The following is a 23704-nucleotide window of genomic DNA, read 5'->3' on the forward strand; positions in this document are numbered from 1 at the left end:
GCTGAGCATAACTGTGGGCTCAACCGCAGCGGACGATAGGCTCCGGATCATATTTGACGGTCCGCGTGTGGCGGGACACCTCGGCACCGGAGCGGGCATCGCGCACCACGCGCGTGTTGGACGCGGTGAAACCGGGTGAACCGCCGCTGGGCAGGCAGTTGTCGCCGGCCGGCAGCACCAGGCTCTCCGGACTGGTCGGGTTGGTGCGTTCCCCGGTGAACGACTCCACCTCGAACTGCTTGGTCCCCCACAGTCGCACGGTGATCGACGACGACGACCACGCCGTCTCGATCACGATGCCGTTCTTGGTGTTGTTCTTGAACTGCAGGTCGATCAGGCCCTCGAAGACCGTCGCCTCCCGCGCCTCGGGGTAGCGCGAGATGTAGTAGGCGTGCTCGGTGTGCGTCACGTCTTCCAGCCCCGCGAAATAGGCGGCGTTGTACAGCGTGGTGGCGAACTGCGAGATACCGCCGCCGACCGCCTTCGACGCGTGCCCGTTGTCGATGATCGTGGAGGTCACGTAGCCCTGCGCGGTACCGCGCGGGCCGGTGTGGCCGTTCAGCGAGAAGGTCTCGCCGGGCAGCACCACGGCGCCGTCCACTTCTTGCGCCACGAGACGGATGTTCTCGCCGGACGCGCCGCTGAAGCCGCCGGTGGTGAACTCGGCGACCACCTCGCGGACGCCGAGGCCCCGGGCTTTCGCAGTGGAGATCTTGGGGCGCAGCGTCTTGTAGGCCACCTCGGCGGTGCGGTCGGAGCCGACCGTGGCGGCGGCGAGCGCGGCGGCGGTGGCCGGTGCGTCGACCTTGGCGCCGTTGCGGGCGGGCACCACGCGCGGGGTGCCGCCGGAGATGCGGAACGACGCGCTGACCGGCGCGGACTCGGTCGCCTTGAGCGACGATCCGAGGGTGCCCTGGAGGCGACGTTGCGCGATCGACGGGACGAGCCCGCCCTTGCCGTCGGGAACGAAGGTCACCAGCGCACCGAGTTGGACGGGCGAGACCGTGATCGTCTCGCCCTCGCCGCGCAGCTTGATCGACGACGCCGTGACCTCGCGGGCCGGGCCGTCGAGGGTGGCCTGCACCGTCTCGGCCGACACCGTCGGATCGAACTGCTCCATGGCCAGCGAGATCCGCTCGCCGCTGAGCCACTCGCGCTTGAGCGTCTCCTGCGCCGCGTCGCGATCGATCCGCAGGCCCGCCGACGGCAGGTCCGCGACCGGCGTGGTGCCGTCGAAGTGCACCCCGCCCTCTACGGCGGCGCGTTCGAGGACCTCGCGCTGAGCGTCGAGCTCCTCGTTGAAGGCCGTCTCGTCGATGTGCACCACGGGCGCCACCTGGTGGGAGACGCCGAGCATGGCCAGGAAGCGATCCCACGGATTGCGCGGTTGCTCCAGCAGCCGTTCCAGCGTCGCGTCGGCGTCGAAACTCAGGCCCAGCGCGGCCGGATCGACGGTGGCCTGCCCGGAATCGGTGTGGACGACGATCGGCGCGGCCGCCGACACCGACAGCTTCTCGAGGACGGTACGAGCCTGATCCGGGGACAGGTCCCCCACCGCGAACTCGGCGATCTGCGCTCCGCGCGCAGTCCGGTCCCACGATCGGGCCACGTCGACGGCGAAGACGACGGCCACCAGGAGGACTGCGGCCAGCAGGCCGCGCAGCCACCAGGAGCGCGTCGAAGTATCGCGGCGCCGGTAGCGCCTATCAGGAGAAGAAGTCACAACAGCGTCGATCTTAGGCAGAAAATAAGACTCCGGCCGTACTGCCGGGTCGGGGGTCAGGCAGTACGGCCGGAGCTACCACGTATATAGCCGCGGGTCGGCGGAGCGTTACACGCGCGCGAGAAAGATTTTGAGAATCTTTATCGCCGCAGGTCAGCCCTCGATGATGGCGGTAACGCCCTGGCCGCCTGCCGCGCAGATGGACACCAGCGCACGCCCGCCGCCGTTCTCGGCGATCATCTTCGCGGCCTGCGCGACGATGCGTCCGCCGGTCGCCGCGAACGGGTGGCCGGCCGCGAGCGACGAGCCGCGCACGTTCAGCTTGCTGCGGTCGATGGCCCCCAGCGCCTTGTCCAGGCCCAGACGCTCGGTGCAGTACTCGTCGGACTCCCACGCGCTCAGGGTCGACAGGACCACCGAGGCGAAGGCCTCGTGGATCTCGTAGAAATCGAAGTCCTGCAGGGTGAGTCCGTTGCGCTCGAGCAGACGCGGGACCGCGTAGGTCGGCGCCATCAGGAGGCCGTCGGGGCCGTTGACGTAGTCGACGGCGGCGGTCTCGGTGTCGACCAGGTAGGCCTGCACCGGCAGGCTCTTGCGCTCGGCCCACTCGTCGCTGGCGAGCAGCACCGCGGAGGCGCCGTCGGTCAGCGGGGTGGAGTTGCCCGCGGTCATCGTCGCGTCGCCGAGCGAGACCCCGAAGACCGGCTTGAGCTTGGCGAGCTTCTCCACCGAGCTGTCGGCGCGGAGGTTCTCATCGCGGGTCAGGCCCAGGAACGGAGTGATGAGGTCGTCGAAGAAGCCTTCGTCGTACGCCTTGGCCATGTTCTGGTGGCTGGCGGCGGCGAGCGCATCCTGGTCGGCGCGCGCGATGCCGAACTCCTTGGCGGTGATCGCGGCGTGCTCGCCCATGGACAGGCCGGTGCGCGGCTCGCCGTTCTGCGGGATCTCGATGCCGAGCTTGGTGACCAGTGACAGCGCCGCCTTGAGACGGTCCGGGGTGGTGCGGGCCCGATTCACCTCGAGCATCTGGCGACGCATCTCCTCCGAGACGCCGATCGGAGCATCCGAGGTGGTGTCGGTACCGCCGCCGATGCCCACCTCGTAGCGGCCGCGCGCGATGCCGTCGGCTACCGCGTTGATGGCCTGCAGGCCGGTGCCGCAGGCCTGCTGGATGTCGAAGGCCGGGGTGTACGGCGAGAGCGAGGTGCCGAGCACGCACTCGCGCACCAGGTTGAAATCGCGCGAGTGCTTGAGCACGGCGCCGCCGGCCACCATGCCGAGCTGCTCGCCCTGCAGATTGAACCGGCTGATCAGGCCCTGGAGAGCAGCGGTGAACATCTCCTGGTTGCTAGCCTTGGCGTAGGCACGATCCTGCCGCGCGAACGGGATGCGGTTGCCGCCGAGGATGGCGACCGGGCGGTTCTGCTTGGTCTCCGGCTTGCGAGGGGTGTACGAGGCCACTGGCGTCTCCTGAACTCTACGATTCTGCGGTTACCTGTATTCTTACTATTGAGTAAGTTCGTTGTCGACCCCGGCACCTCACCCATATACGCAGAAGGAGCACTGTTATGGCAGGCAGCACCGATCTCTATTCGTCGTTCGTGAACTCGGGGCCGGGCGCCTTCCTGGCCAGCAAGGTGGGCCTCCCGCAGCCGCCTAAGCTGCGCCGTTACTCTCCCTCGCAGCCGCCGCTCGGCGGCCCGGTGCTGCTCGGCGGCGTCGGACGTCTGGTGGAGCCGGTGCGGGAACTGCTGAGCGCCGGCGACGACTACGACATCGTGGTGAACAACACGTCCGGCCGCAGCGCCGACAAGCTCGGTGCCGCCGTCTTCGACGCGACCGGTATCGCCGACGCCGCGTCGCTGCAGCAGCTCTTCGAGTTCTTCACCCCGGTCATGCGCTCGCTCGGCAACTCCGCGCGCGTCGTCGTGCTGGGCACCACCCCGGAGCTCGCCGCGTCGCCCGACGAGCAGGTCGCCCAGCGCGCGCTGGAGGGCTTCACCCGCTCGGTCGCCAAGGAACTGCGCGACGGCGCCACCGCCCAGCTGGTCTACGTCCACCCGAAGGCCAAGGCCGGCGCCGGCGCGCTGGAGTCCACCCTGCGCTTCCTGCTGTCGGGCAAGTCGGCCTACGTCGACGCCCAGGTGATCCGCGTCGGCGCCGGCGCCGCCGCCGAGGTGGCCGACTGGGACAAGCCGCTGGCCGGCAAGGTCGCCCTGGTCACCGGTGCCGCCCGCGGCATCGGCGCCACCATCGCCGAGGTCCTGGCCCGCGACGGCGCCCACGTGATCGCCGCCGACATCCCGGCCGCCGGTGAAGCGCTCAGCGAGACCGCGAACAGGGTCGGCGGCACCGCGCTGCCCCTCGACGTGACCGCCGAGGATGCGGGCGCCAAGATCGCCGAGCACGTCCTGACCCGCCACGACGGCCTGGACATCATCGTCAACAACGCCGGCATCACCCGCGACAAGCTGCTCGCCAACATGGACGAGGGCCGCTGGAACTCGGTGATCGGCGTCAACCTCATCGCACCGCAGACCCTGGTCAACGAGCTGGTGGCCCGCAAGGCCCTGCGTTCGGGCGGCGCCGTGATCGACGTCTCGTCGATCGCCGGTATCGCGGGCAACCGCGGCCAGACCAACTACGGCGCTTCCAAGGCCGGCATCATCGGCGTGGTCAACGCCTACGCCCCGGTCCTGGCCAAGAGCGGCATCACCATCAACGCCGTCGCCCCGGGCTTCATCGAGACCGCGATGACCGCGGCCATCCCGCTGGCCACCCGCGAGGTGGGGCGTCGCATGAACGCCATGCAGCAGGGCGGTCAGACCGTCGACGTGGCCGAGACCGTCGCCTACTTCGCGAACCCGGCGAGCAACGAGGTCACCGGCAACGTCGTGCGCGTCTGCGGCCAGAGCCTGCTGGGTGCGTGATGAGTAGAACCGTCACTCTGTCTGCGATGCCGACGGCGGCGACGCAGTACCCGAAGGCGGTCGGCGCCATGCTGCCCGTCTTCGGCAAGCCCAGCCGCGTCGCCCCCGACGCCTCCGTGCCGGACACCGTCCTGCGCGTGGAGAACCTGCGGGTGGACCGCGACCGACTGCTGGACTACTGCCACACCACCGGCACCCAGTACGGCGCGACCCTGCCGCTGACCTACCTGTTCGTGCTGCAGTTCCCGCTGGCCATGGAGCTGATGGTGGCGGGCGGTTTCCCCTTCGCGGCGGTTGGCTCCGTGCACGCGGAGAACCGGATCGAGCGCCTGCGCCAGATCGGCGTCGACGAGCCGTTGACCATCGAGACGCACGCGGAGAACCTGCGCGAGCATCGCAAGGGTCTGCTCATCGACGTGATCTCGAAGTTCTTCGTGGGCCGCGAACTGGTGGCGGTGCAGACCGGCACGTTCCTCAAGCAGCAGCGCACCAGCCTCTCGGACACCCCGCGGGGCCCGGCGCCCAAGGACACCACTCCGCCGCCGCCGGATCGCGTGGTCGCGGTGGATCTGTCGCTGATCCGCAAGTACGCGGCCGCCTCCGGTGACCGCAATCCGATCCACATGGCCGACCTGTCGGCCAAGCTGTTCGGGTTCCCCAAGGCCATTGCCCACGGCATGTGGAGTGCGGCCGCCGCGATCGCCAACGTCGAGGCGCAGCTCCCCGACGCGGTGGTCTACCAGGTGCGGTTCGGCAAGCCGATCCTGCTGCCGGCCAAGGTGAACCTGTACACCGCGAAGTCCGACGACGGCTACACGGTGTCGATCCTCAACCGACGCAAGGGCTACCCGCACCTCACGGGCACCCTCACCCCGTCGGCGTAGAGCACGACCACACGGACCCGACGTCCGGGCGCCCACGAGCGCCTGGATGTCGGGTCCGTTCTCGTCTGCCGCGGCACCCGCCCCGCCCGCATAGGCGACACTCGGCACCAAAGGCGGCAGCCGCCACCAGAGGAGGCAGCCGGGGCAGCCGCCTGCGGTGCGGACTGCCGCCAACGGGGGGAACTGCCGCCGTTACGCCGGAGGCTCGGTGCCGACGCCCTTCAGGCCGCGCCAGGTGATGCCCAGCAGCAGATCGGTGGCCGCGTCGATGGAGACGTCGCCCTCGGAGACCCGGTCGGCCACCGCCTCGGCCGCACCCACCAGCGCGACCGCGGTGAGCTCGAAGTCGGTGTCCGACGCCCCCTCGACGGTGGTGCCCTGGCGGATCAGCGCGGTGATCATCTCGGTGATCTCCGCGCGCGCCTTGGTGACGACGTCGGAGAAGCCGGCGCTGCCGCTGGCGACCCGGTAGATCACCCGCCACGACTGCGCGTTCTCGTGCACGTACCGCAGGAACTCGCGCACCAGGATGCGCGCCTGGTCCCGCTGGCGCAGGGTCGGATCGAATCCGGCGCTCATCACGTCGATGAAGCGTCCGGACTCGCGCGTGATGCACGCGGAGAACAGTTCGTCCTTGGAGCCGTAGTAGAGGTACAGCATGGGCTTGGAGATCTGCGCCCGCGCGGCGATCGCGTCCATCGACGTGTCGGAGTAGCCGCTCTCGGCGAACTCGGCGATCGCCGCGTCGAGCATCTGCTGCTCTCGCACAGCGCGAGGCAATCGCTTGGTTCCGGCCATGAGCCTCAAATTACCATCGAGTAAGTTCCGCGTGCAGGCGCCTCAGCACCTCAGCACTCCCTTGGCCCGCAGAATCCGCACCACCGAGTCGTCGATCCGACTCCGGTTCAGCTTTCCGTCGGCGACGGCCTGCTCCAACGTGTTGAGCACCTTCGGCACCTGGGCGGTGGTGAGCCACAGCCCGATGTCCGAGCCCGCCTGGAAGGCCCGCAGCACCGCTTGGTCGATCGAGTACTTGTCGGTGATCGCCTTCATCCCGGACAGATCGTCGGAGAAGATCACGCCGTCGAACGCCGGACCGTCGTAGCCCTTGCCGGTCCGGAGCATGCCGATCGCGCGGGGACTGATGCTGGCCGGCGTGTCCGACGCCGTGAGACCCGGCACGATCAAGTGGCCCACCATCACCCCGGCGGTCCCCGGATCGCGCAGCAGCGTGCGATACGGGGCGAGATCGGTGTTCTGCATCTGCGCGAGCGGCGGCGTCCGGACGGCGCCGACGTGCGAATCGCCCGAACCGCTGCCGTGTCCGGGGAAGTGCTTGTAGACCGGCATGATCCCGGCGTCGGCAAGCCCCTGCGCGAAGGCGCCCGCGTACTCGGTCACCACTGCCGGGTCGTTCGAGTACGACCGGTCGCCGATGACGTCGTCGTCGTCTTCGTCGGAGACGTCGAGCACGGGCGCGAAGTCGACGGTGATGCCGAGCTTCGCCATCTTCTGCCCGGCCGCCTTCGACTGGGCGCGCACCTGCGCGGGCGTCGCACCGCTCGCGCGCACCGACCGCGCCGACGGCAGATCGACGCCGACCGACTTGAGCCGCGAGACCCGGCCACCCTCCTGATCGACGGTGACCATCAGCGGAACGTCCTGCGCCTTCGACAGTTTCGCCGCCGCGCCGTCGGTCAGGATCGACATGTCGGTCCAGCTGCCGACGAAGATGCCGCCGATCTGCTCCGCGTCGACCACGGCCTTGGCGTCGGCGGCGCCGGTGACGCCCACGACGAGGCGCTGCGCCAGCTTCTGCCGGAGCGTGAGTTCGGCCAGCTCCGCACTGCCGCACCGCGCGGGTGCGGGCGCCGCCGCGGACGACGACGACACGGCCGTCGACGCCGCCGAGGAGCCGGCCGACGAGGCAGCGATCTCCGCGGTGCCGTCCGTGGATCCACATCCGGCCAGCAGAGCGAGGCCGGTCACCAGGGCGATCGGACGAAAGACTTTCCGCATGACCGAATGGTAACTTGGAGCCCATGGTGCGAGACCGACTGATTTACGGAGCCGTGGCTGCCGCCGCCGGCGCGATCGTCGGTGTGGGCGCGGTCTTTCTCAGCGGCACGCTCGCGGCCGAGAACTCCCCCTCCACCGATCTGAACAGTTTCAATGCGAACGACGGCTTCCTGCAGGGCTCGGTCCAGTACGGCACGCGCGGCGGAGCCGACGACACCCAGTGAGTGCGGTCGCCGGCTGACCCGCCGGGACATCGCCCTCGTCACCGTCGCCGCACTTCTCTTCTCCTTCTGGCAGGCCCCCGGCCGCATCGCGCCGGACACCAAGCTCGATCTGACCGCCGATCCGGCCGGCTTCCTGCTGCGCGCCGCGCACCTGTGGTCGCCCGAGGCCCCGATGGGCCAGATCCAGAATCAGGCGTACGGCTACTTCTTCCCGCACGGTTTGTTCTTCGCCGTCGGCGATCTCGCGGGCCTGCCCGGCTGGGTCACCCAGCGGCTGTGGTGGGCGCTGCTGCTGACCGTCGGCTTCGTGGGTCTGGTCCGCCTGGCCGAAGCGCTGCGCATCGGCTCGTTCGGGTCGCGCCTGCTGGCGGGGGCGATCTTCGCGACGTCGCCGCGCGTGCTGACCACCCTCGGCTCCATCTCGTCGGAGACGCTGCCGCTGATGCTGGCGCCGTGGGTGCTGGTGCCGATGGTGCGGGCGCTCGACGCCGCGGCCGGCGATCCGCGACCGCTGTGGCAGGCGGCGCTGCGCTCGGCGGCCGCCGTGGCGCTGATGGGGGCGGTGAACGCGGTGGCCACCGCCGCGGCCGTCGGGGTGGCCGCGCTCTGGTGGGCGGCCGGCCTGATCCTCGCCCGCGGCGCCGACCTGCGCCGCCGACTCACCTTCGGCGCGTGGTGGGCGTTGGGCCTGGCGCTGGCCTGCCTCTGGTGGCTGGTCCCCCTGCTGCTGCTCTCCCGGCTGTCCCCGCCGTTCCTCGACTTCATCGAATCGGCGCGCGTCACCACCGAGTGGTCGTCGCTCACCGAGGTGCTGCGCGGCACCAGTTCGTGGACGCCGTTCGTCTCCGGGGAACGCGCGGCGGGCGCGGTCCTGGTCTCCGAACCGGCCGCGGTGCTGGCCACCGGTGTGCTGGCCGCCGCCGGCCTGGCCGGGCTGGCGATGGCGCGCCTGCCGCGGCGCCGCACCCTGATCGCGCTCCTGGTGGTCGGGCTGCTGATCATGTGCCTCGGCTACCCCGCCGCGCTCGGCTCGCCGCTCGCCGAGCAGTACCGCGACTTCCTCGACGGCGCCGGCGCCCCGCTCCGCAACCTGCACAAATTCGACGCCTTCCTCCGCATCCCGCTGACGCTGGGCGTCGCGCATCTGCTGGCCCGGGTGCGCGTCCCGGTCGACGCGGCGTCGTGGCGCACGGTGAACAAGTCGGTCCGCGGCGAACGCGGCCTGGCCGCGGCCCTGGTGGTGCTGGTGGCCGCGATCAGCACCGGCACGCTCGCCTGGACCGGCGGCGTGGCCCCGCCCGGCAGCTATCGCGCCATCCCCGACTACTGGCAGCAGACCGCCGACTGGCTCGCGGCGCAGGAGTCCACCGCGGCCCCCACCCGCGCACTGGTGGTGCCGGGCGCACCGTTCGCCGACCAGCTGTGGGGTCTCACCCGCGACGAACCGCTGCAAGCCATGGCCCGGACGCCGTGGGCGGTCCGGGACGCGATCCCGCTGACCCCGCCCGGCGCCATCCGCGCCCTCGACTCGGTCCAGCGCGAGCTCGCGGCCGGCCGCGGCGGCCCGGGTCTGGCCCCCACGCTCGCGGCGCAGGGCGTCGGCTTCGTGGTACTGCGCGCCGATCTGGAGCCGGCCACCTCGCGCTCGGCCCGCCCCCTGCTGGTGGCGCAGGCGCTGCGCGCGTCGCCCGGGTTCACGCCCGTCGCCGAGTTCGGCCCGCTCGTCGCACCGCCGGTCGCCGACGGCTTCGTCGTCGACAACGGTCTGCGCCCGGAACTGCCCGCGGTGACGATCTACCGGGTCGACGGCGCCACCGGCACCGGACCGTCGCTGACATCGCTGGCCGACCTGCCGCGGGTGGTCGGCGGCCCGGAAGCGCTGCTGGCGATCAACACCGCCCGCGCTCGCGCCGGACTGGGGCCGCTCGGACCGTCGCTGCTGGCCGCCGACGCCCGCCGCGCCGGGCTCGACGAGGGCCCCGGGCTGATCATCACCGACTCCCCCGCGCTGCGCGAGATCGACTTCGGTCGGGTCGACGATCATGCGTCCGCGCTGCGCTCCCCGGACGATCGACGGCTCACCAAGAACGCCGTCGCCGACTACCCGGTGGACGGGCAGGATCCGGTGGTCGCGCAGTGGCTGCTCGACGGCGAGCCCGGCCGGGTCCGGGTGAGCAGCAGCGGCTCGGCCGCCGACGCCACCCAGCCCGGCCAGACCGCGCCCGCCGCCGGGGCCGCGGCCGCCTTCGACGGAGACCCGACCACCGCCTGGGTCAGCCGCGGCCTGGAATCGGCCGTCGGGCAGTGGCTGCGACTCGACTTCGCCGAGCCGAAGGAGAATCTGGCCGTCACCGTCACCACCGCGCAGGCCATCGGCCCGAACGTGACGTCGATCCTGGTGAGCACCGACGGCGGCAGCGCGGTGGCACACGATGTGGAGCCCGGCGTCCCCACCCGCGTCGTGCTGCCGACCGGACCCACCGGGCACGTGCAGATCCGGGCCATCGCCACCGAGAACCGGGGCGGCAACCAGTTCGCGCTGGCCGACGTGGCCCTCGCCGATGCCGCGACCGGCGCGCCGATCAGCGTACGACGGCAGGTGCTGCTTCCCGAGGTCGACGGCCCGGTCCGCCAGTGGGTACTCGGCGCCGAGCTCGGCGGCCGCGACCAGTGCGTCACCGATGACGCCGGGCGCGTGCGCTGCGCCGGAGCGCTCGGCCTGGACCCCGAAGAGCCGGGCGTGTTCACCCGGACGCTGTCGGTGCCGCAGGCCGCCGCGGTGGAGCCGACGGTGTGGCTGCGGCCGCTGCCGGGCAGCGCCCTGAACCAGTTGCTCGCCGAGCCCGGCCGGATGACGGCGGAGGGCCCGTCGGCGGTGACCGATGTGCGGGGCAGCGCCACCGCCGCCGTCGACGGCGACCCGCAGACCACCTGGATCGCGCCGGAACCGACCGACCGGAAGTCCCGGTATCCCACGCTGACCGTGCGCCTGCCCGCCCCCGCCGAGGTGACCGGCCTACGCCTCACCGCGCCCGCCGATTACCCGGCGCGGTCCACCAAGGTGCGCGTGGACCTCGGCGACGGCAGCTCCGAACGCACGGTCGGCGTCGACGGCGTGCTCGCGCTGCCGCCCACCCGCACCGACACGGTGACGATCACCGTGCTGCGCACCGAGGACCTCCTCGACACCAACAGCCTCGGCTTCACCACGCGCGCCCCCGTCGGGATCAGCGAGGTGGAGGTCCTCGGCGCACCGCCGCAGTCGGCGGCCGACCCGCAGCGCCCGGTGCACATCGCGTGCGACAGCGACCCGTCCGGACCGTACGGCCTGGGCCTGACCGCCGCCGGCCGACTGATCCGCCTGCAGGTGTCGACCACCGCGGGTGCACTGCGCACCGGACAGCCGGTCCGCGCGACGCCGTGCCCCGGGCCGCCGCTGGACCTGGGTGCCGGGCGGGTGGAGGTGGCGGTGAACCCGGGTCGCGCCTTCACCGTCGACACCGTGCTCCTCGACGCCGCCCCGAGCCCCACCGCGGGCGACACCGCGAGCGACACCGTCGAACCCGCGGTGACCGAGTGGACCGCCACCCGCCGCACGCTCACCGTGCCGGCGGCCGATCGTGACCGGGTCCTGTCGGTGCCGGAGAGCACCAATCCGGGCTGGCACGCGCGGATCGACGGCGTCGAACTCGCGCCGGTGGTGGTCGACGGCTGGCAGCAGGGCTGGGTGGTGCCCGCCGGGCTGGGCGGCACCGCGGTGCTGACCTTCGACCTCGACGGCGCCTACCGCTGGTCACTGGGCGTGGGCTTGGCCCTGGTCGCGGTGCTGTTCGTGGCCGCCTTCTGGCCGCGCCGCCGCCCCGAATCCGACCCGTCGACACCGCGGGCCGGTCCCGCCGATCTCGGTACCGTCGGCGTCGTCGGCGGTGCCGTCGCGGGCCTCGGAGCGGCCTGGCTGCTCGGCGGCTGGTGGGGACTGGGTATCGGCGTGCTCGCCGGCGCGGTGACCACCCGCCTCTCCCGCAGTGCACGCGTATGGACCGTGTTCGGCGCGATGTCGGTGGCCGTCGTCGCCCTGGCGGCCGGGCCGTGGCACTCCGGGCTGCCGTACACCGGGCACGACGCCGCGCCGCAGGCCGCAGCGCTGGCGGCACTCGCCGTCCTCGTCGCCGGTGCCCTGATCGACTGCAGAGAACGGCCCGGCAGGGCAGAATACGACGCACCGAACCACCACGAGGGGAACACGTGATCTCGCGAGCCACCACCGCTGTCGTCGCCGGATGCGCGGCCGCAGCCGTCGCCGCCACCCTGTCCGCCGCACCGGCGAACGCCGCACCGCAGGGTCGTGTGGACCCGGGCATCGGCTTCTTCTCGGTCAATCACGGCGTCGGCTGCTCGTACAGCATGACGGTGCCGGTCAACGCGTCCGGCCTGGTGAGCTTCTACGACTGGAAGGGCCGCGGCTACCCGCCGCTGCTGATCGGCCGCGCCATGGCCTCCGGCGGCAACGCCGCGGTCACCTGGTGGCCAAAGCGGCAGGGTCTGCGCAACGTCTACGCGGTGCAGAACGGCAAGAAGTCGCCGATCACCAAGGTGCGCGTCACGCAGGGATACGGGAGCGGCGGTCTGTGCTTCGCGTTTCCGTGACGCGCAGTGCACGACGTCGTTCCCACGCGGCCAACGCACGACGACACGGATTCTCGATGAACGCGTAACTGGCCGCCGACACCCCGATGGTCAGCACCACGGTCAGCACCCAGACCCCCGCGAAGTGGCCGTCGAACGCGGTGATGCCGAACAGCCCGAACACGCAGGTCAGCACGGCCAGGTGCCAGATGAAGATGGCGTACGACCACCGGCCCAGGGCGGCCATCGGTCCCGAGTCGAGGAAGCGGAACGGCCCGGGCGAGCACACCAGCGGCGCCAGGATCGCGTACGCGGCGATCGCGCCGAACACGATCTTGCCCACGTACTGCCCGTTGGCGAGGTCGCCGAGACCCACCGGACCGGCCAGCGGCGTGCAGGCCAGGCCGTAGGCGACGACGGCCACCGCCAGCATCAGCGGCCGATTCCCCGACACCGCCAGCGCGCGGCGGGCCGATCGCGACGGACGTGGCTCGGCGTCGACGATCGCGGTCAGCTCCGCCAGGATCAGTCCGGCCAGGAACCACGGCAGGTGCCCGAACACCCAGTTCTTGCCCTCCACTCCAGGCGGCAGGGGCAGCGCGGTGACCACCCACGCCCACCCGAGACTGAGTACGCCGACCGCGAGGAGCAGCGGAATCCGCAGCCGCGCCCGCGGCCCGCGCAGCGCGATCAACGCATAACCGATCACCGGAAGCAGCAGGTAGAACGCCACTTCCACGGACAGGCTCCACATCTGAGTGAGACCCGGCGCCAGCGTCCACGGCACGAAGACCTGGGTCAGCGTGAGGTTGGCCAGCCAGCTCTCGATCGACGCGCCGCGCGCCTGCGGTAGCAGCGTGAAGACCGCGACCACGGCCACGGTGTAGGCCGGCCAGATCCGCACGAAGCGGTGCCGCAGGTAGCGCGCCGGTCCCGGCTCGCGCAGCTCCGGGTGGCGGGCCGCGGCGGCGTAGGGCCGCCACAGCAGGAACCCGGACAGCGCGAAGAACAGCGCGACCGCCAGATCGAGCCGCCCGAGGATCGGGCCGAGCACCGGCCACTCGATGGCGCGCGTCTGAAAGGCCACGTGGGTGGTGAGCACCCCCAGCGCCGCCAGCGCGCGCATTCCTTCCAGCTGGGGAAAGAAGCGCCGCTGCGGCGGGTCGGCGATGGTCGTCATGATTGCCGCCAGGGTACCGGCGGCGACGGCGCCCGGCAGTAGGCTCGGCACATGCCCGATCAGCACCCGCGACTGTCCCCGCGCGACCTGCTCGGCCCCGGCGCACTGTTCCTGGGCGCCCTCCTGATCGCGGTGGCGATCGCGATCGGACCACTCGTCGGGGCGGACCTGAAGAAGGTGCCCCTCGACCTGGACCTCACCTCGGTGTCCGACGGCTCCGCCGCCACCCGCGTCCTCGACCGCTGCTCACTGGAGGCGCCGCGCGCCGCGGTGGTCGGCGGCACGGTCAACCAGCAGCGCAGAATCGTCACCGTCCAGCCGTCCGACGCCCGGGTGGTGACCCTGCAGGCCGGGACCGCCCTGGGTCTCGTCGGCGACGCCGCCGACCACTGCGGCGAGCCGACGCTGGCCGCGGTGATCGACCGGACCACCCTGGACCGGACCACCGCCGCCCCGACCGGCAGCTCCCAGGTGCAGTACGACGACGAGCGCGCCGCCCTCGCCGTCGACGACCGCCGCGGCTACACCTACGTGCTGCCGTTCGGCTTCGATCCAGTCGGCGCCCAGTACTTCGACCCGATCACCCGGCAGACGCTGCCCATGGCGGCCGCGGGCAGCGAGACCATGGGCGGGCGCGCGGTGACCCGCTTCGTGGTCGACGTCCCGGACACCGATCTCGCGGTGGCGCAACAGGATCCGCGCGCGGTCCTGGAGAAGCCCGCCTCCTGGTTCGGCGCCTTCCCGAACACCGCCCCGAACGAACGGCTGACGGCGACCCTGCACCACCGCGCCACCCGGGACCTCTTCGTCGACACGGAGACCGGCGTGATCGTCAGCGAACGCGCCGTCATCACCGAGGAGTACCGGTTCGCACCCGACGTGCGTGCCCGCAACGCCGCGCTCGAGGAGTTCGCGTTGACCAACCTGACCACCACGCTGTCGTCGGATCACCAGACCCTCCGCGACGCCGCCGCCTACGCCTCGAGCCGCGCGTGGCCGGTGACCGTCACCACGCGGGTGGTTCCGATCGTCGCCGGCGGCCTCGGCGTCGCGGCGCTGATCACCGGTGTGTGGTGGATGCGTCGTCGCCCTGCCGCAGCACCAGCTGCAGACTGAGCACGGACGCCGTCGCGCACACCGCGGCCAGCACGGCCAGGCCGGTCACCGATCGCGCGACGGTGGCGATCAACACCACTTCCACCACCAGCACGGCCGCCACCGGCAGTCCGCCGCGCATCCGGTCGCGGGCGATCACCGCCAACAGCAGCAGCTGCAGCACGGCCAGCGCCGAGCCGGTGTACGCGAAGAGCCACAGCAGTCCGGCCACCGGCCGATAGTCGGCCGAGACCACGAGCGGCACCAGCGGACCGGCGAACGCCGCCGCGAGGGTCACCACCGCGCCGATCACCAGCAGCACCCGGGTGGCCGAGCGCAGCGCGGCCGTCGACCGCACCGGGTCGGCCAGCCGCGGATAGAACACCACACCCACCGCCTGCGGCAGCCAGAACGCCGCCTTGGTCGCCACCGCGCCGAGCGCGTACAGCCCGGCGTCGTGCGCGCTGAGCACACTGCGCGACAGCAGCAGATCCACCGATACCGCGACGATGATGATGAGCTGCACCCCCGACGCCCGCAGCACCATCGACGCCGGCACCGCGGCGTGCCCGACTGATGGATTCCCGACTGCAGGATTCCCGACTGCTGGATTCCCGACTGCTGGATTCCCGACTGCCGGATTCCCGACTGCCGGATTCCCGACTGCCGGATCCGTGAGGACGGCGACGACGGCCACCGCGACGGCCGCCACGATCGTGCCCAGCGTGCCCGCGGCCAGTGCCCAGGTGGCGCCGCCGCCCCCCACCACGGCGATGATCACCGGCACGCTGCGCAGCACTCCGACGACGGCGAGTACCCCGCCGAGCAGCCCGAAGCGGCCCGTCCCCTGCAGAAAGCCCTGCCCACCGGCGATCACGGCGAGCGGAGCGGCCCCGGCCAGTGCCGCGAAGGCCGGTCCGGCGTCGGTGTCGGCGAGCGCCATCATCGCGAAGGCGCCGCCCACCGAGGCGACGGCGACCACCGCGGCCACCACCGCGATCAGCCGCCACAGCATCGCGGTGCTGCTGCCGCGCACCACCTCCCGGGCCACCACGGTCTGCAGGGCGAGGGCGGGCACCGCGAACACCAGCATGGCCGCGAGCAGCACCGCGAACTCGCCGTAGGCGGCCGGACCCAGCAACCGACCGGCGGGAAGCTGCACCAGATAGGCGAGCAGATTGGCCACCAGCGATCCGGCGGTCACGGTCCCCAGCGAGCGGACCGCCGACTTCGGCACGCCGCCGTCGCCCCCTCGGCCTCTCGCGCGCGTCACCACGGGACCAAACTACCCCGCAGGTCGCGGGCGGCAGGCAAGCGCGCGACCGCTGCGCGTATAGACTGCTAGTGCCTCGAATGGAGGCTGAGCAGTACCCGGAACTGATAGACAAGCAGGCAGCCGACTCGATGTACGACACCGAACCCCTCCCCGAGCCCGACAATGCCGAACCCGGCTCCCGGATCGATCCGGTACTCGCGCGGAGCTGGCTCCTCGTCAACGGCGCGCAGGCGGAACGGTTCGAAGCGGCGTCCCGATCCCGCGCCGACATCGTGATCCTCGACATCGAGGACGCGGTGGCGCCCAAGGACAAGGACGCGGCCCGCGACAACGTGGTCCGGTGGATGAACGACGGCCACTCGGATTGGGTGCGGATCAACGGCTTCGGCACCCCCTGGTGGGCGGCCGACATCGACGCCCTCGCCAAGACCTCGGTCGGCGGCATCATGCTGGCGATGGTCGAGTCGGTGGACCACATCACCGAGACCGCGCGACGACTCCCGAACGTGCCGATCGTGGCGCTGGTGGAGACCGCCCGCGGCCTGGAACGCATCACCGAGATCGCCGCCACCAAGGGCACCTTCCGGCTGGCCTTCGGCATCGGCGACTTCCGCCGCGACACCGGCTTCGGCGAGCACCCGATGACCCTCGCCTACGCCCGCTCGCGGTTCACCATCGCGGCCAAGGCGTCGAACCTGCCGTCGGCGATCGACGGCCCCACCGTCGGCTCCACCGGCCTCAAGCTCAGCGAAGCCACCGCCGTGAGCAGCGAGTTCGGGATGACCGGCAAGATCTGCCTCACCCCCGACCAGTGCCCGGCCGTCAACGAGGGTCTGTCGCCGTCGCAGGATGAGATCAGTTGGGCCCGTGAGTTCTTCGCCGAGTTCGAGGCCGCCGGCGGCGAGATCCGCAACGGTTCCGATCTGCCGCGCATCTCGCGGGCCACCAAGATCCTGGACCTGGCGCGCGCCTACCAGATCGTGCCGAGCGACTTCACCGACGCCGACCACCGGCCGCCGCCCACCGATACCTTCCACTACTGAAGAGCGCACCGGTGAGTGACCGCAGTGGTTCTGCTGCACTCCCGGTCCGCCCGGCACTTCCCGCCGCTGTCACCAGCCTGATCCTCACCGGCGCGATCTGCGCGCCGCTGTTCGGCGGCTACCTGCTGCACCGCGATGCGGTGGCCGTTCCGCGCACCCCGCTGACCGCGGCCGCCTTGGGGATCGACGGCGCACCGCCGCGCGCGGTACCCCAGGACGGTGTTCTCGCCGTGGCCTCACAGGTCGTCGACGGCGGCTTCCTCGTCGCCGCGGTGATCGCCCTCGCCCTGTTCGCGGCGGGCCTGGGCGCCGGTCTGCTGGCGCAGCGACTGCTGCCGTGGGCGGGCACCGCCGGTGCGGTGGCGGCGACCGGGGTCGCGATCTGGAATCCCTTTGTGGCCGAACGCCTTCTGCAGGGCCACTGGAGCCTGCTGACCGGCTACGCCGCGCTCCCCTGGATCGTCCTCGCGGTCCAGGAGCTCTTGCGCCCTGCCCGCTGGGCCGTCCTCGCCGGGCTCCTCGCGGTCGCCGGGTTCACGCCGACAGGCTCGCTCCTCGGCCTCGTCGTCGCGGCGGTCGCGCTCGCCGCCACCGCACTGGCCCGCCGCCCACTCGCCTGGCTCGGGCTACTCGGCCTCTGGCTGGTCACCGCCCTGCCGTGGCTGGTGGCCAGCACCTACAGCACCGGCGCGACCGATCCGGTCGACGGCGCCGCCGCCTTCGCCGCGCGCGCCGAACCCCTGCTCGGCACCCTCGGCTCGGTGCTCGGGCTCGGCGGCATCTGGAACGCCGACGCCGTCCCGGTCAGTCGGACGTCCGGGTGGGCCGCGGTGGCCACCGTCGCCCTGCTGGTCGTGGTGATCATCGGCGGCGTGGAGCTCTGGCGCCGGCGCCGCGCACTACCGCGCACGGTGCTCGCACTCGGGCTGCTCGCCGTCGCGGTGGCGGTGCTGACCGCCTGTGCCGCAACGGGTCCCGGCCTCGCGGTGGTCGACGTCCTGCTCGCCCACGTGCCGGGCGCGGGCCTGCTCCGCGACACCCAGAAGTTCCTCGCGCTCGCCATACCGTTCTACGCGCTGGCGGCCGCGGCGGCGGTCGGGGCCCTGCGCCGCTGGGTGCCGGCCGGTGTCGCCGTGGCCGGCGTCGCCTTGCTCGTGATCGCGCCCCTGCCCGACCTCGCGTGGGGCGTCGGCGGTGAGCTCGCCCCCGTCGAGTACCCGGACGACTACGCGCGCGTGACGGCGCTGATCGGCGACGACCACCGCGCGGTACTGCTGGTCCCGACGTCGCCGATGCGTGACTTCGCGTGGAACAACGCACCGTCGCTGACCCCGCTGCCCCGCATGCTCGACGCCCCCGTCCTCGTCGACGACACCCTGCTGGTCGACGGCATCGCGGTGGACGCCGCACCGCGCTCCGCGCCCGGCCGGCCCGAGGACCTGGTCGGCGTCGGGTGGATCGTGCGCGAGACGCCGCCGCACGCGGAGTTCGCGCCCCCGCCCGGCGCGCAGCTCGCCTTCGCCGGGGAGCACCTGACCGCGTACCGGCTGCCCGATGCCGTGCCCTTCCGTGCGCCGAGCACCACGGCGTGGGTGCTGGCCGGTCTGGCCCACACCGTCTGGTTCCTGTGCCTGGTCGCGGGACTGCTCAGTGCGCTCGGTGCTCGCGCACGGCGGCGGCCAGCACGGTCGTGACGCCGTCGGCGGTGGCGGCCCACGAGTAGCCCTCGGCGCGGTGTCGTGCCGCCGCCCCGAGCCGCGCGATCTCGGCCGGATCGTCGAGCAGGGCCCGCACCGCGGCGGTGAGCTGCGTCGAGCCGTCGTCCACCAGCACACCGGTGCGTCCGTCGAGGATCGACTCGGCCAGTCCGGCGGAGCTGCGGTAGCCGACGGTCGGGACGCCGTGCTGGGCCGCCTCGATCACGGCCAGCCCCCACCCTTCTTTGCGGGACGGCATCAGGTGCAGGTCGGCGCGCGCCAGCAACCGGTGCTTGGCGATCTCGTCCACGTGGCCGTGGAACTGGACTCGGTCGGTCAGGTTCAGGTCCGCGGTGCGGGCCAGCAGCTCCGGCGACCACCAGCCCGAACCCACCACGTCCACGTGCACGTCGACGCCGCGCGCACGCAGCGCCGCGGCGGTGTCGAGGGCGTGCTCCACCTGCTTGTGCGGCACCAGCCGGGACACCACGATCAGCCGGGGACGAGCATCCGCCGCCACGGGATCGGCCTCCGTGGGATCGGCAGTCGCGGGATCGGCAGTCGCCGAATCGGTCGTACCGCCGTCGGGCACCGGATCGACGCCGCCGTGCACCACGGTGATCCGCTCGCGGTCCACGCCGAGTTCCACCAGTTCGTCGGCCGACGGCGTGGAGACGGTGAGGTAGCGGCTGCGCCGGTGCACGCGCGGCGACACCCGCGACTCGACGAACCAACCCACGCGCGCCAGCACCGGACCGGCCACCGGCCACTGCTCGCGGTGGCAGTGGTGCACCAGCACCACGGTGGGTGCGCCCGCCACCAGGCGGGCGAAGAAGGGCACGCCGTTCTGGGTGTCGATCACCACGTCCGGCCGGTAGCCGGCCAGCCGCCCGAGCCCCAGACGTGCACCGATAAGCAGCGCCAGCACGCGCAGGTAGACGGTCAGCCGTCCGCCGGTGCGCAGCACCCGCATGCCGTCGAGCCGTTCCTCGCGCGGCGCGCCCGGATAGGCGGCGGTGAGGTAGGTGACGTGGGCGCCGCGGTCGGCCAGCTGGGCGCCGACCCGCTGCAGGTAGCGTTCGCTGCCGCCGCCTTGCGGATGGCCGGTGTCGCGCCAGCACAGCAGCAGGACCTCGGTCGGAGCACTCATCGGATCCAGGGTATGCGAGAGTGAACGCCATGCCCGAGACCGGCTTCGCCCGCTATGCGACGTGGGCCCGCGCGCGCCGTCTGCTGCGCGAGTTCGGCTACGAGCAGACGCAGCCGGACCGGTTCTACTCGGCGCTCGCCGAAGACACCGCGCAGATGGTGGCCGCCTGCCACCCCGCACAGCTCGCCGGCGCGACGGTGCTCGACGTCGGCGGCGGTCCCGGTTTCTTCGCCGACGCGTTCACCCGCCGCGGCGCGGCCTACCTGTCGGTGGAGCCGGACGCCGGGGAGATGCACGCCGCCGGACTGGACCACCGCACCGCGATCCGGGCGCAGGGGCAGCACCTGCCGCTGCGCACCGGTTCGGTCGACGTGGCGTACTCGTCGAACGTGGCCGAACACACCGACCGACCGTGGGAGATGGCCGACGAACTGGTCCGCGTCACCCGGCCCGGCGGCACCGTGATCGTCAGCTACACGCTCTGGTGGGGTCCGTTCGGCGGCCACGAGATGGGGCTAACGCACTATCTCGGCGGGCACCGCGCGGCGCGCAGGTACACGCGCCGCCACGGCAAACTCCCGAAGAACCTCTACGGGGTCTCGCTGTTCCCGATCACCGCGCAGGCCGGACTCACCTGGGCGCGACGGCAGACCGGCGCCGACCTGGTCGCCGCCTTCCCGCGCTACCTGCCGCGCTGGGCCTGGCCGGTGGTCCGCGTTCCCGGACTTCGGGAGGTCGCGGCCACCAACCTCGTGCTGGTGCTGAGAAAGACCTAGCTCGGCACCTGCGCCCGGCAGGCGAGCGGCCCGCCACTGCTCGTCGACGAGGCCAACAGGTCCTCACCGTGCAGAATCGTGCAGGTCACGGTACCGCTCACCACGATCGCGGTGAGTTCGGCGGAGCCCCCGCGGACGGTGGTGCGCACCGACCAGGGTGCGCCCGCCGCCGCGACGACCTGGTTGCCGTCGGCGCTCTTGTACCCCACCGCGACCACACTGCCGGAGCCGGTGAACTGGTAGGTCACCGAGCCGGGCGCCGCCGTCGGGCGGGTGCGGTCGGGCGTCGACGTCGGGGCCTTGCTGCTCGTCGACGCCTCGGACGACGACGGCGCCTCGGAGGTCGTCGTCGACGAACTGCCGGTGGCCTCCGACGACGACGTCGCCCGATCACCGGACCGGAACACCAGGAAGCCGGCGACGATCAGCAGCGCCAACGCCAGCAGCGCGATCACCACCAGCAGCACGGTGCGGCTCGACGACGTGTTCGGACTGTTCTGAGTCATCGCCGCGCTACTCGGTGATGGCTTCGAGCGGCTTGGTGCGCGACGCCGTGAAGGCCGGCCACAGCGCCGCGATCACGCCGACCACCGCCGCACCCACCAGGGTGCCGATGATCAGCGGCCACGGCACGGTGATCGCGTCCAGACCCCAATGGCGCAGCGAACGCACCAGCGGCAACCCGATCGCCAGGCCGACGATCACACCCAGCAGGGCGCCGAAGATCGCGATGTACGTCGACTCCAGGTAGATGGTGCGACGCAGCTGTGCGCGGCTCATGCCGATCGCGCGCAGCATGCCGATCTCCTGCCGTCGTTCCACCACCGACAGCGCGAGCGTGTTGATGATGCCGAGCACGGCGATCACCAGCGCCAGGCCGAGGAGGGCGTACAGGGTGGCCAGCATCTGGTCGATGATCGACGAGAAGCTGTTCTTGAACTCCTCCTTGTCCTGCACCTGCGCGGTGAGGAAGGGCTTGACCGCGGTCTCCAACTGGTCGCGCAGCGCGTTCTGGGCGACGCCCGCCTTGCCCTTGACCAGCACCACGAACGTCATCCGCTGGCTCTTGCTCGGCGACAGCGTGTCGAAGGCCCGGTTGCCGATGATCCACTCGCCGAGGGCCGGATTGTCCTGATAGATGCCGGTCACCGTGACCGGGACGTCGGCGCCGGTGGTCGACGTGAAGGTGACCTTTTCGCCGAGCTCCCAGCCGCGGGACTTGCGCGTCCCGTCGCTGATCAGCAGCGCATCCGGCTCCACCTGCTCCGAACCCTCCAGCATGTCGATCTGCAGCACGTCGCTCAACGGGCCGCCGACCGGCGTGGTCACCACGGTGTTGCCGTCGTCGAGCTTCACGAAGGCCATGTCGAAGGAGACGACGGTCTGCGCGTCCGGCACGGTCTCCACCGCCGAGCCCACCGCGGCCGACATCGGCCCGTTGTTGCTGCCGGCCACCACGAAGTCCGCGCGGAGCTGCTGGTCCACGCCGGCGTCGATCGCGCTCTTGAACGACGCCCCGAGGGTGCCGATGATCACCACGAGCACCAGGCCGATGGTCAACGCGAAGGCGGTCGCGGCGCTGCGACGCGGATTGCGCACCGCGTTGGTGCGCGCCAGTTTGCCGACCGTGCCGAAAGGCATCTGCAGCACCCGTCCGATGCCGCCGACCACCGGCTGCGAGAGCGCCGGAGCACCCAGCACCACGGCCACGATGATCAGCAGCGCGGCGCCGCCGATCAGCAGCAGTGCGCCCACCCCGTCGACGAAGAGCCCGCCGATGAGCAGGGCGATACCGATCACCGCGAGCACCGCGCCCGCGATGGTCCGGTTGCGCAGCGAACCGGCCCCCGGCTCGGCCGCGCTCATCCGCATGGCCTCCACCGGCGGAATCCGGGAGGCACGGCGCGCCGGAATCCACGCGCTGAGCAGGGTCACGATGATGCCGACGAAGATCGCCGACACCACCGCGGGCCAACCCACCGTCAGCCCGTCCGAGGGCAGGCCGGACGAGGAGGTGAAGCCCTGCATGGCCGCGGCGATACCCACACCGAGACCCAGACCGACCACGCCGCCGAGGAGACCGACGATCCCGGCTTCCAGCAGCACCGACCGCGAGATGTCCGTGCGGCTGGCACCGATGGCCCGCAGCAGCGCGAGCTCCCGGTTCCGCTGGGCCACGATCATCGAGAAGGTGTTGTAGATGATGAACGTGCCGACCAGCAGACCGATGGCGGCGAACGCCAGCAGGATGTACCGGAAGATGTTCAGGAAGGTGGCGACGCTGGCCTTCTGGTCCTCCCGGACCTGCTCGCCAGTACGCACGTCGAAGAGCGCGTCGTCGCCGGTCTTGCCGGCGTTGACCACCGCGTCGACCCGGTCCCGCAGCTCGGTGTCGCTGACCCCGGCCACCGCGGACATGTCGATGGAACCGACGTACTTGCCGTCGGAGAACAGCTGCTCGGCCTGCGACCGCTCGAACTGCACGTTCACCATGCCGCCGGTCGCGGCCGGCATGTCGATCAGGCCCACCACCGTCACCTCGATGGGCGGCGTGACACCGGCCCCGAGGGCGACGACGGTCTTCGATCCGACCTTCAGGTCGGCCTTCTCGGCGGCCGTCGTGTTGAGGACCACCTCGCCGGGTGCGGTCGGCGCGCGACCCTCGACCAGCTGGAAGCCGGCCGAGTCGACGGCGTCTTCCGGCGGAATGTAGGTGGAGCCGATGCTCGGCGCGCCGCCGGTCTGCAGTCCGGAGCCGTCGGCCTTGGCGATGGTCGCGGAGCCGGAGAAGTCGACCTGCAGTTTGTCGATCCCGAGCTTCTCGCGATCGGCGCGCAGCCGGTCGGCGAGCGCGAGCGGCACGCCCGGGCTGTTCTGGTCGGCGGGGGTCACCTCGGCGGCCACCCCGCGCGCGACGTTGTCGAAGATGGCGTTGAACGAGCCCTGGACGGTCGACGTGAAGATCACCGCGGCCGCCACGAAACTCGTGCCGAGCACCACGGAGAAGACCGTCAGGATCAGGCGAACCTTATGGGCGGCAAGGCTTCTCAGGGAAACCTTCCGCATGACGTTGGAAGCCAT

Annotated in this window: 18 protein-coding genes; 9 read left to right on the forward strand and 9 right to left on the reverse strand. The window is 71.8% G+C overall.

Annotated elements, in window-relative coordinates; translation table 11 throughout:
* Window positions 1-19: 19 nt before the first annotated feature.
* Both MUG78_RS04870 and MUG78_RS04875 read right to left on the reverse strand, forming a co-directional pair.
* Window positions 20-1723, reverse strand: coding sequence for a VanW family protein (locus MUG78_RS04870; RefSeq protein WP_246992721.1), 1704 nt, complete (start codon window positions 1721-1723; stop codon window positions 20-22).
* Window positions 1724-1876: 153 nt separating this feature from the next.
* On the reverse strand, window positions 1877-3184 hold the full coding sequence (locus tag MUG78_RS04875; RefSeq protein ID WP_246992723.1) for an acetyl-CoA C-acetyltransferase: 1308 nt from the start codon (window positions 3182-3184) through the stop codon (window positions 1877-1879).
* Window positions 3185-3291: 107 nt separating this feature from the next.
* Here MUG78_RS04875 and MUG78_RS04880 point away from each other — a divergent pair, with 107 nt between their 5' ends.
* Together MUG78_RS04880 and MUG78_RS04885 are read left to right on the forward strand one after the other, a co-directional pair.
* Window positions 3292-4653, forward strand: a complete 1362-nt coding sequence (locus MUG78_RS04880; protein ID WP_246992725.1) for a 3-oxoacyl-ACP reductase — start codon at window positions 3292-3294, stop codon at window positions 4651-4653.
* Window positions 4653-5537, forward strand: coding sequence for a MaoC/PaaZ C-terminal domain-containing protein (locus tag MUG78_RS04885; RefSeq protein ID WP_246992727.1), 885 nt, complete (start codon window positions 4653-4655; stop codon window positions 5535-5537). Before MUG78_RS04880 ends, MUG78_RS04885 begins: the two co-directional genes overlap by 1 nt.
* Before the next feature lie 192 nt (window positions 5538-5729).
* Here MUG78_RS04885 and MUG78_RS04890 read toward each other — a convergent pair whose 3' ends face one another.
* Window positions 5730-6335: a TetR/AcrR family transcriptional regulator gene (locus MUG78_RS04890; protein WP_246992729.1), complete on the reverse strand. Its 606-nt coding sequence runs from the start codon at window positions 6333-6335 to the stop codon at window positions 5730-5732.
* Between the two features lie 42 nt (window positions 6336-6377).
* Window positions 6378-7556 (reverse strand): glycoside hydrolase family 3 N-terminal domain-containing protein, encoded by a 1179-nt coding sequence (locus MUG78_RS04895; RefSeq protein WP_246992731.1) that lies wholly within the window; start codon window positions 7554-7556, stop codon window positions 6378-6380.
* Window positions 7557-7579: 23 nt separating this feature from the next.
* Here MUG78_RS04895 and MUG78_RS04900 point away from each other — a divergent pair, with 23 nt between their 5' ends.
* From MUG78_RS04900 to MUG78_RS04910, 3 genes are read left to right on the forward strand one after another with little or no spacing between them, the layout of a single operon-like run.
* A complete protein-coding gene (locus tag MUG78_RS04900; protein WP_246992733.1) occupies window positions 7580-7780 on the forward strand; it encodes a DUF2613 family protein in 201 nt (66 codons plus the stop codon).
* Entirely contained in the window at window positions 7710-12029 is a 4320-nt protein-coding gene (locus MUG78_RS04905) for an alpha-(1->3)-arabinofuranosyltransferase (RefSeq protein WP_246992735.1), read from the forward strand. The genes MUG78_RS04900 and MUG78_RS04905 overlap by 71 nt, the downstream gene beginning before the upstream one ends.
* A complete protein-coding gene (locus tag MUG78_RS04910; protein ID WP_246992737.1) occupies window positions 12026-12427 on the forward strand; it encodes a hypothetical protein in 402 nt (133 codons plus the stop codon). The genes MUG78_RS04905 and MUG78_RS04910 overlap by 4 nt, the downstream gene beginning before the upstream one ends.
* Here the strand turns inward: MUG78_RS04910 and MUG78_RS04915 are convergent.
* Window positions 12381-13586: an acyltransferase family protein gene (locus MUG78_RS04915; protein WP_246992739.1), complete on the reverse strand. Its 1206-nt coding sequence runs from the start codon at window positions 13584-13586 to the stop codon at window positions 12381-12383. The genes MUG78_RS04910 and MUG78_RS04915 overlap by 47 nt on opposite strands.
* Window positions 13587-13637: 51 nt before the next feature.
* On the opposite strand from MUG78_RS04915, the gene pgfA reads away from it, so the two are divergent.
* On the forward strand, window positions 13638-14702 hold the full coding sequence (gene pgfA / locus MUG78_RS04920) for a cell envelope lipid trafficking protein PgfA (RefSeq protein ID WP_246992741.1): 1065 nt from the start codon (window positions 13638-13640) through the stop codon (window positions 14700-14702).
* On the opposite strand, the gene MUG78_RS04925 is transcribed toward pgfA, so the two are convergent.
* The gene (locus tag MUG78_RS04925) at window positions 14647-15918 is read right to left on the reverse strand and encodes a polysaccharide biosynthesis protein (protein ID WP_246992743.1); all 1272 of its coding nucleotides are present in this window, start codon (window positions 15916-15918) and stop codon (window positions 14647-14649) included. The genes pgfA and MUG78_RS04925 overlap by 56 nt on opposite strands.
* Window positions 15919-16085: 167 nt before the next feature.
* On the opposite strand from MUG78_RS04925, the gene MUG78_RS04930 reads away from it, so the two are divergent.
* Window positions 16086-17000 (forward strand): HpcH/HpaI aldolase/citrate lyase family protein, encoded by a 915-nt coding sequence (locus tag MUG78_RS04930; protein ID WP_246996834.1) that lies wholly within the window; start codon window positions 16086-16088, stop codon window positions 16998-17000.
* A gap of 11 nt (window positions 17001-17011) precedes the next feature.
* The gene (locus tag MUG78_RS04935) at window positions 17012-18694 is read left to right on the forward strand and encodes an MmpA family trehalose lipid delivery protein (protein WP_246992746.1); all 1683 of its coding nucleotides are present in this window, start codon (window positions 17012-17014) and stop codon (window positions 18692-18694) included.
* On the opposite strand, the gene MUG78_RS04940 is transcribed toward MUG78_RS04935, so the two are convergent.
* The gene (locus tag MUG78_RS04940; RefSeq protein ID WP_246992748.1) at window positions 18648-19847 is read right to left on the reverse strand and encodes a glycosyltransferase family 4 protein; all 1200 of its coding nucleotides are present in this window, start codon (window positions 19845-19847) and stop codon (window positions 18648-18650) included. The two genes, MUG78_RS04935 and MUG78_RS04940, sit on opposite strands and share 47 nt — an antisense overlap.
* Before the next feature lie 29 nt (window positions 19848-19876).
* Between MUG78_RS04940 and MUG78_RS04945 the strand changes: the two genes are divergently transcribed.
* Window positions 19877-20623, forward strand: coding sequence for a class I SAM-dependent methyltransferase (locus MUG78_RS04945; protein WP_246992750.1), 747 nt, complete (start codon window positions 19877-19879; stop codon window positions 20621-20623).
* On the opposite strand, the gene MUG78_RS04950 is transcribed toward MUG78_RS04945, so the two are convergent.
* Complete coding sequence (locus MUG78_RS04950; protein WP_246992752.1) at window positions 20620-21129, reverse strand: hypothetical protein; 510 nt, start codon at window positions 21127-21129, stop codon at window positions 20620-20622. The two genes, MUG78_RS04945 and MUG78_RS04950, sit on opposite strands and share 4 nt — an antisense overlap.
* Before the next feature lie 7 nt (window positions 21130-21136).
* Complete coding sequence (locus MUG78_RS04955) at window positions 21137-23704, reverse strand: ABC transporter permease (protein WP_246992754.1); 2568 nt, start codon at window positions 23702-23704, stop codon at window positions 21137-21139.

It is taken from the genome of Gordonia alkaliphila (genome assembly GCF_023017165.1).
Classification (GTDB): domain Bacteria; phylum Actinomycetota; class Actinomycetes; order Mycobacteriales; family Mycobacteriaceae; genus Gordonia; species Gordonia alkaliphila.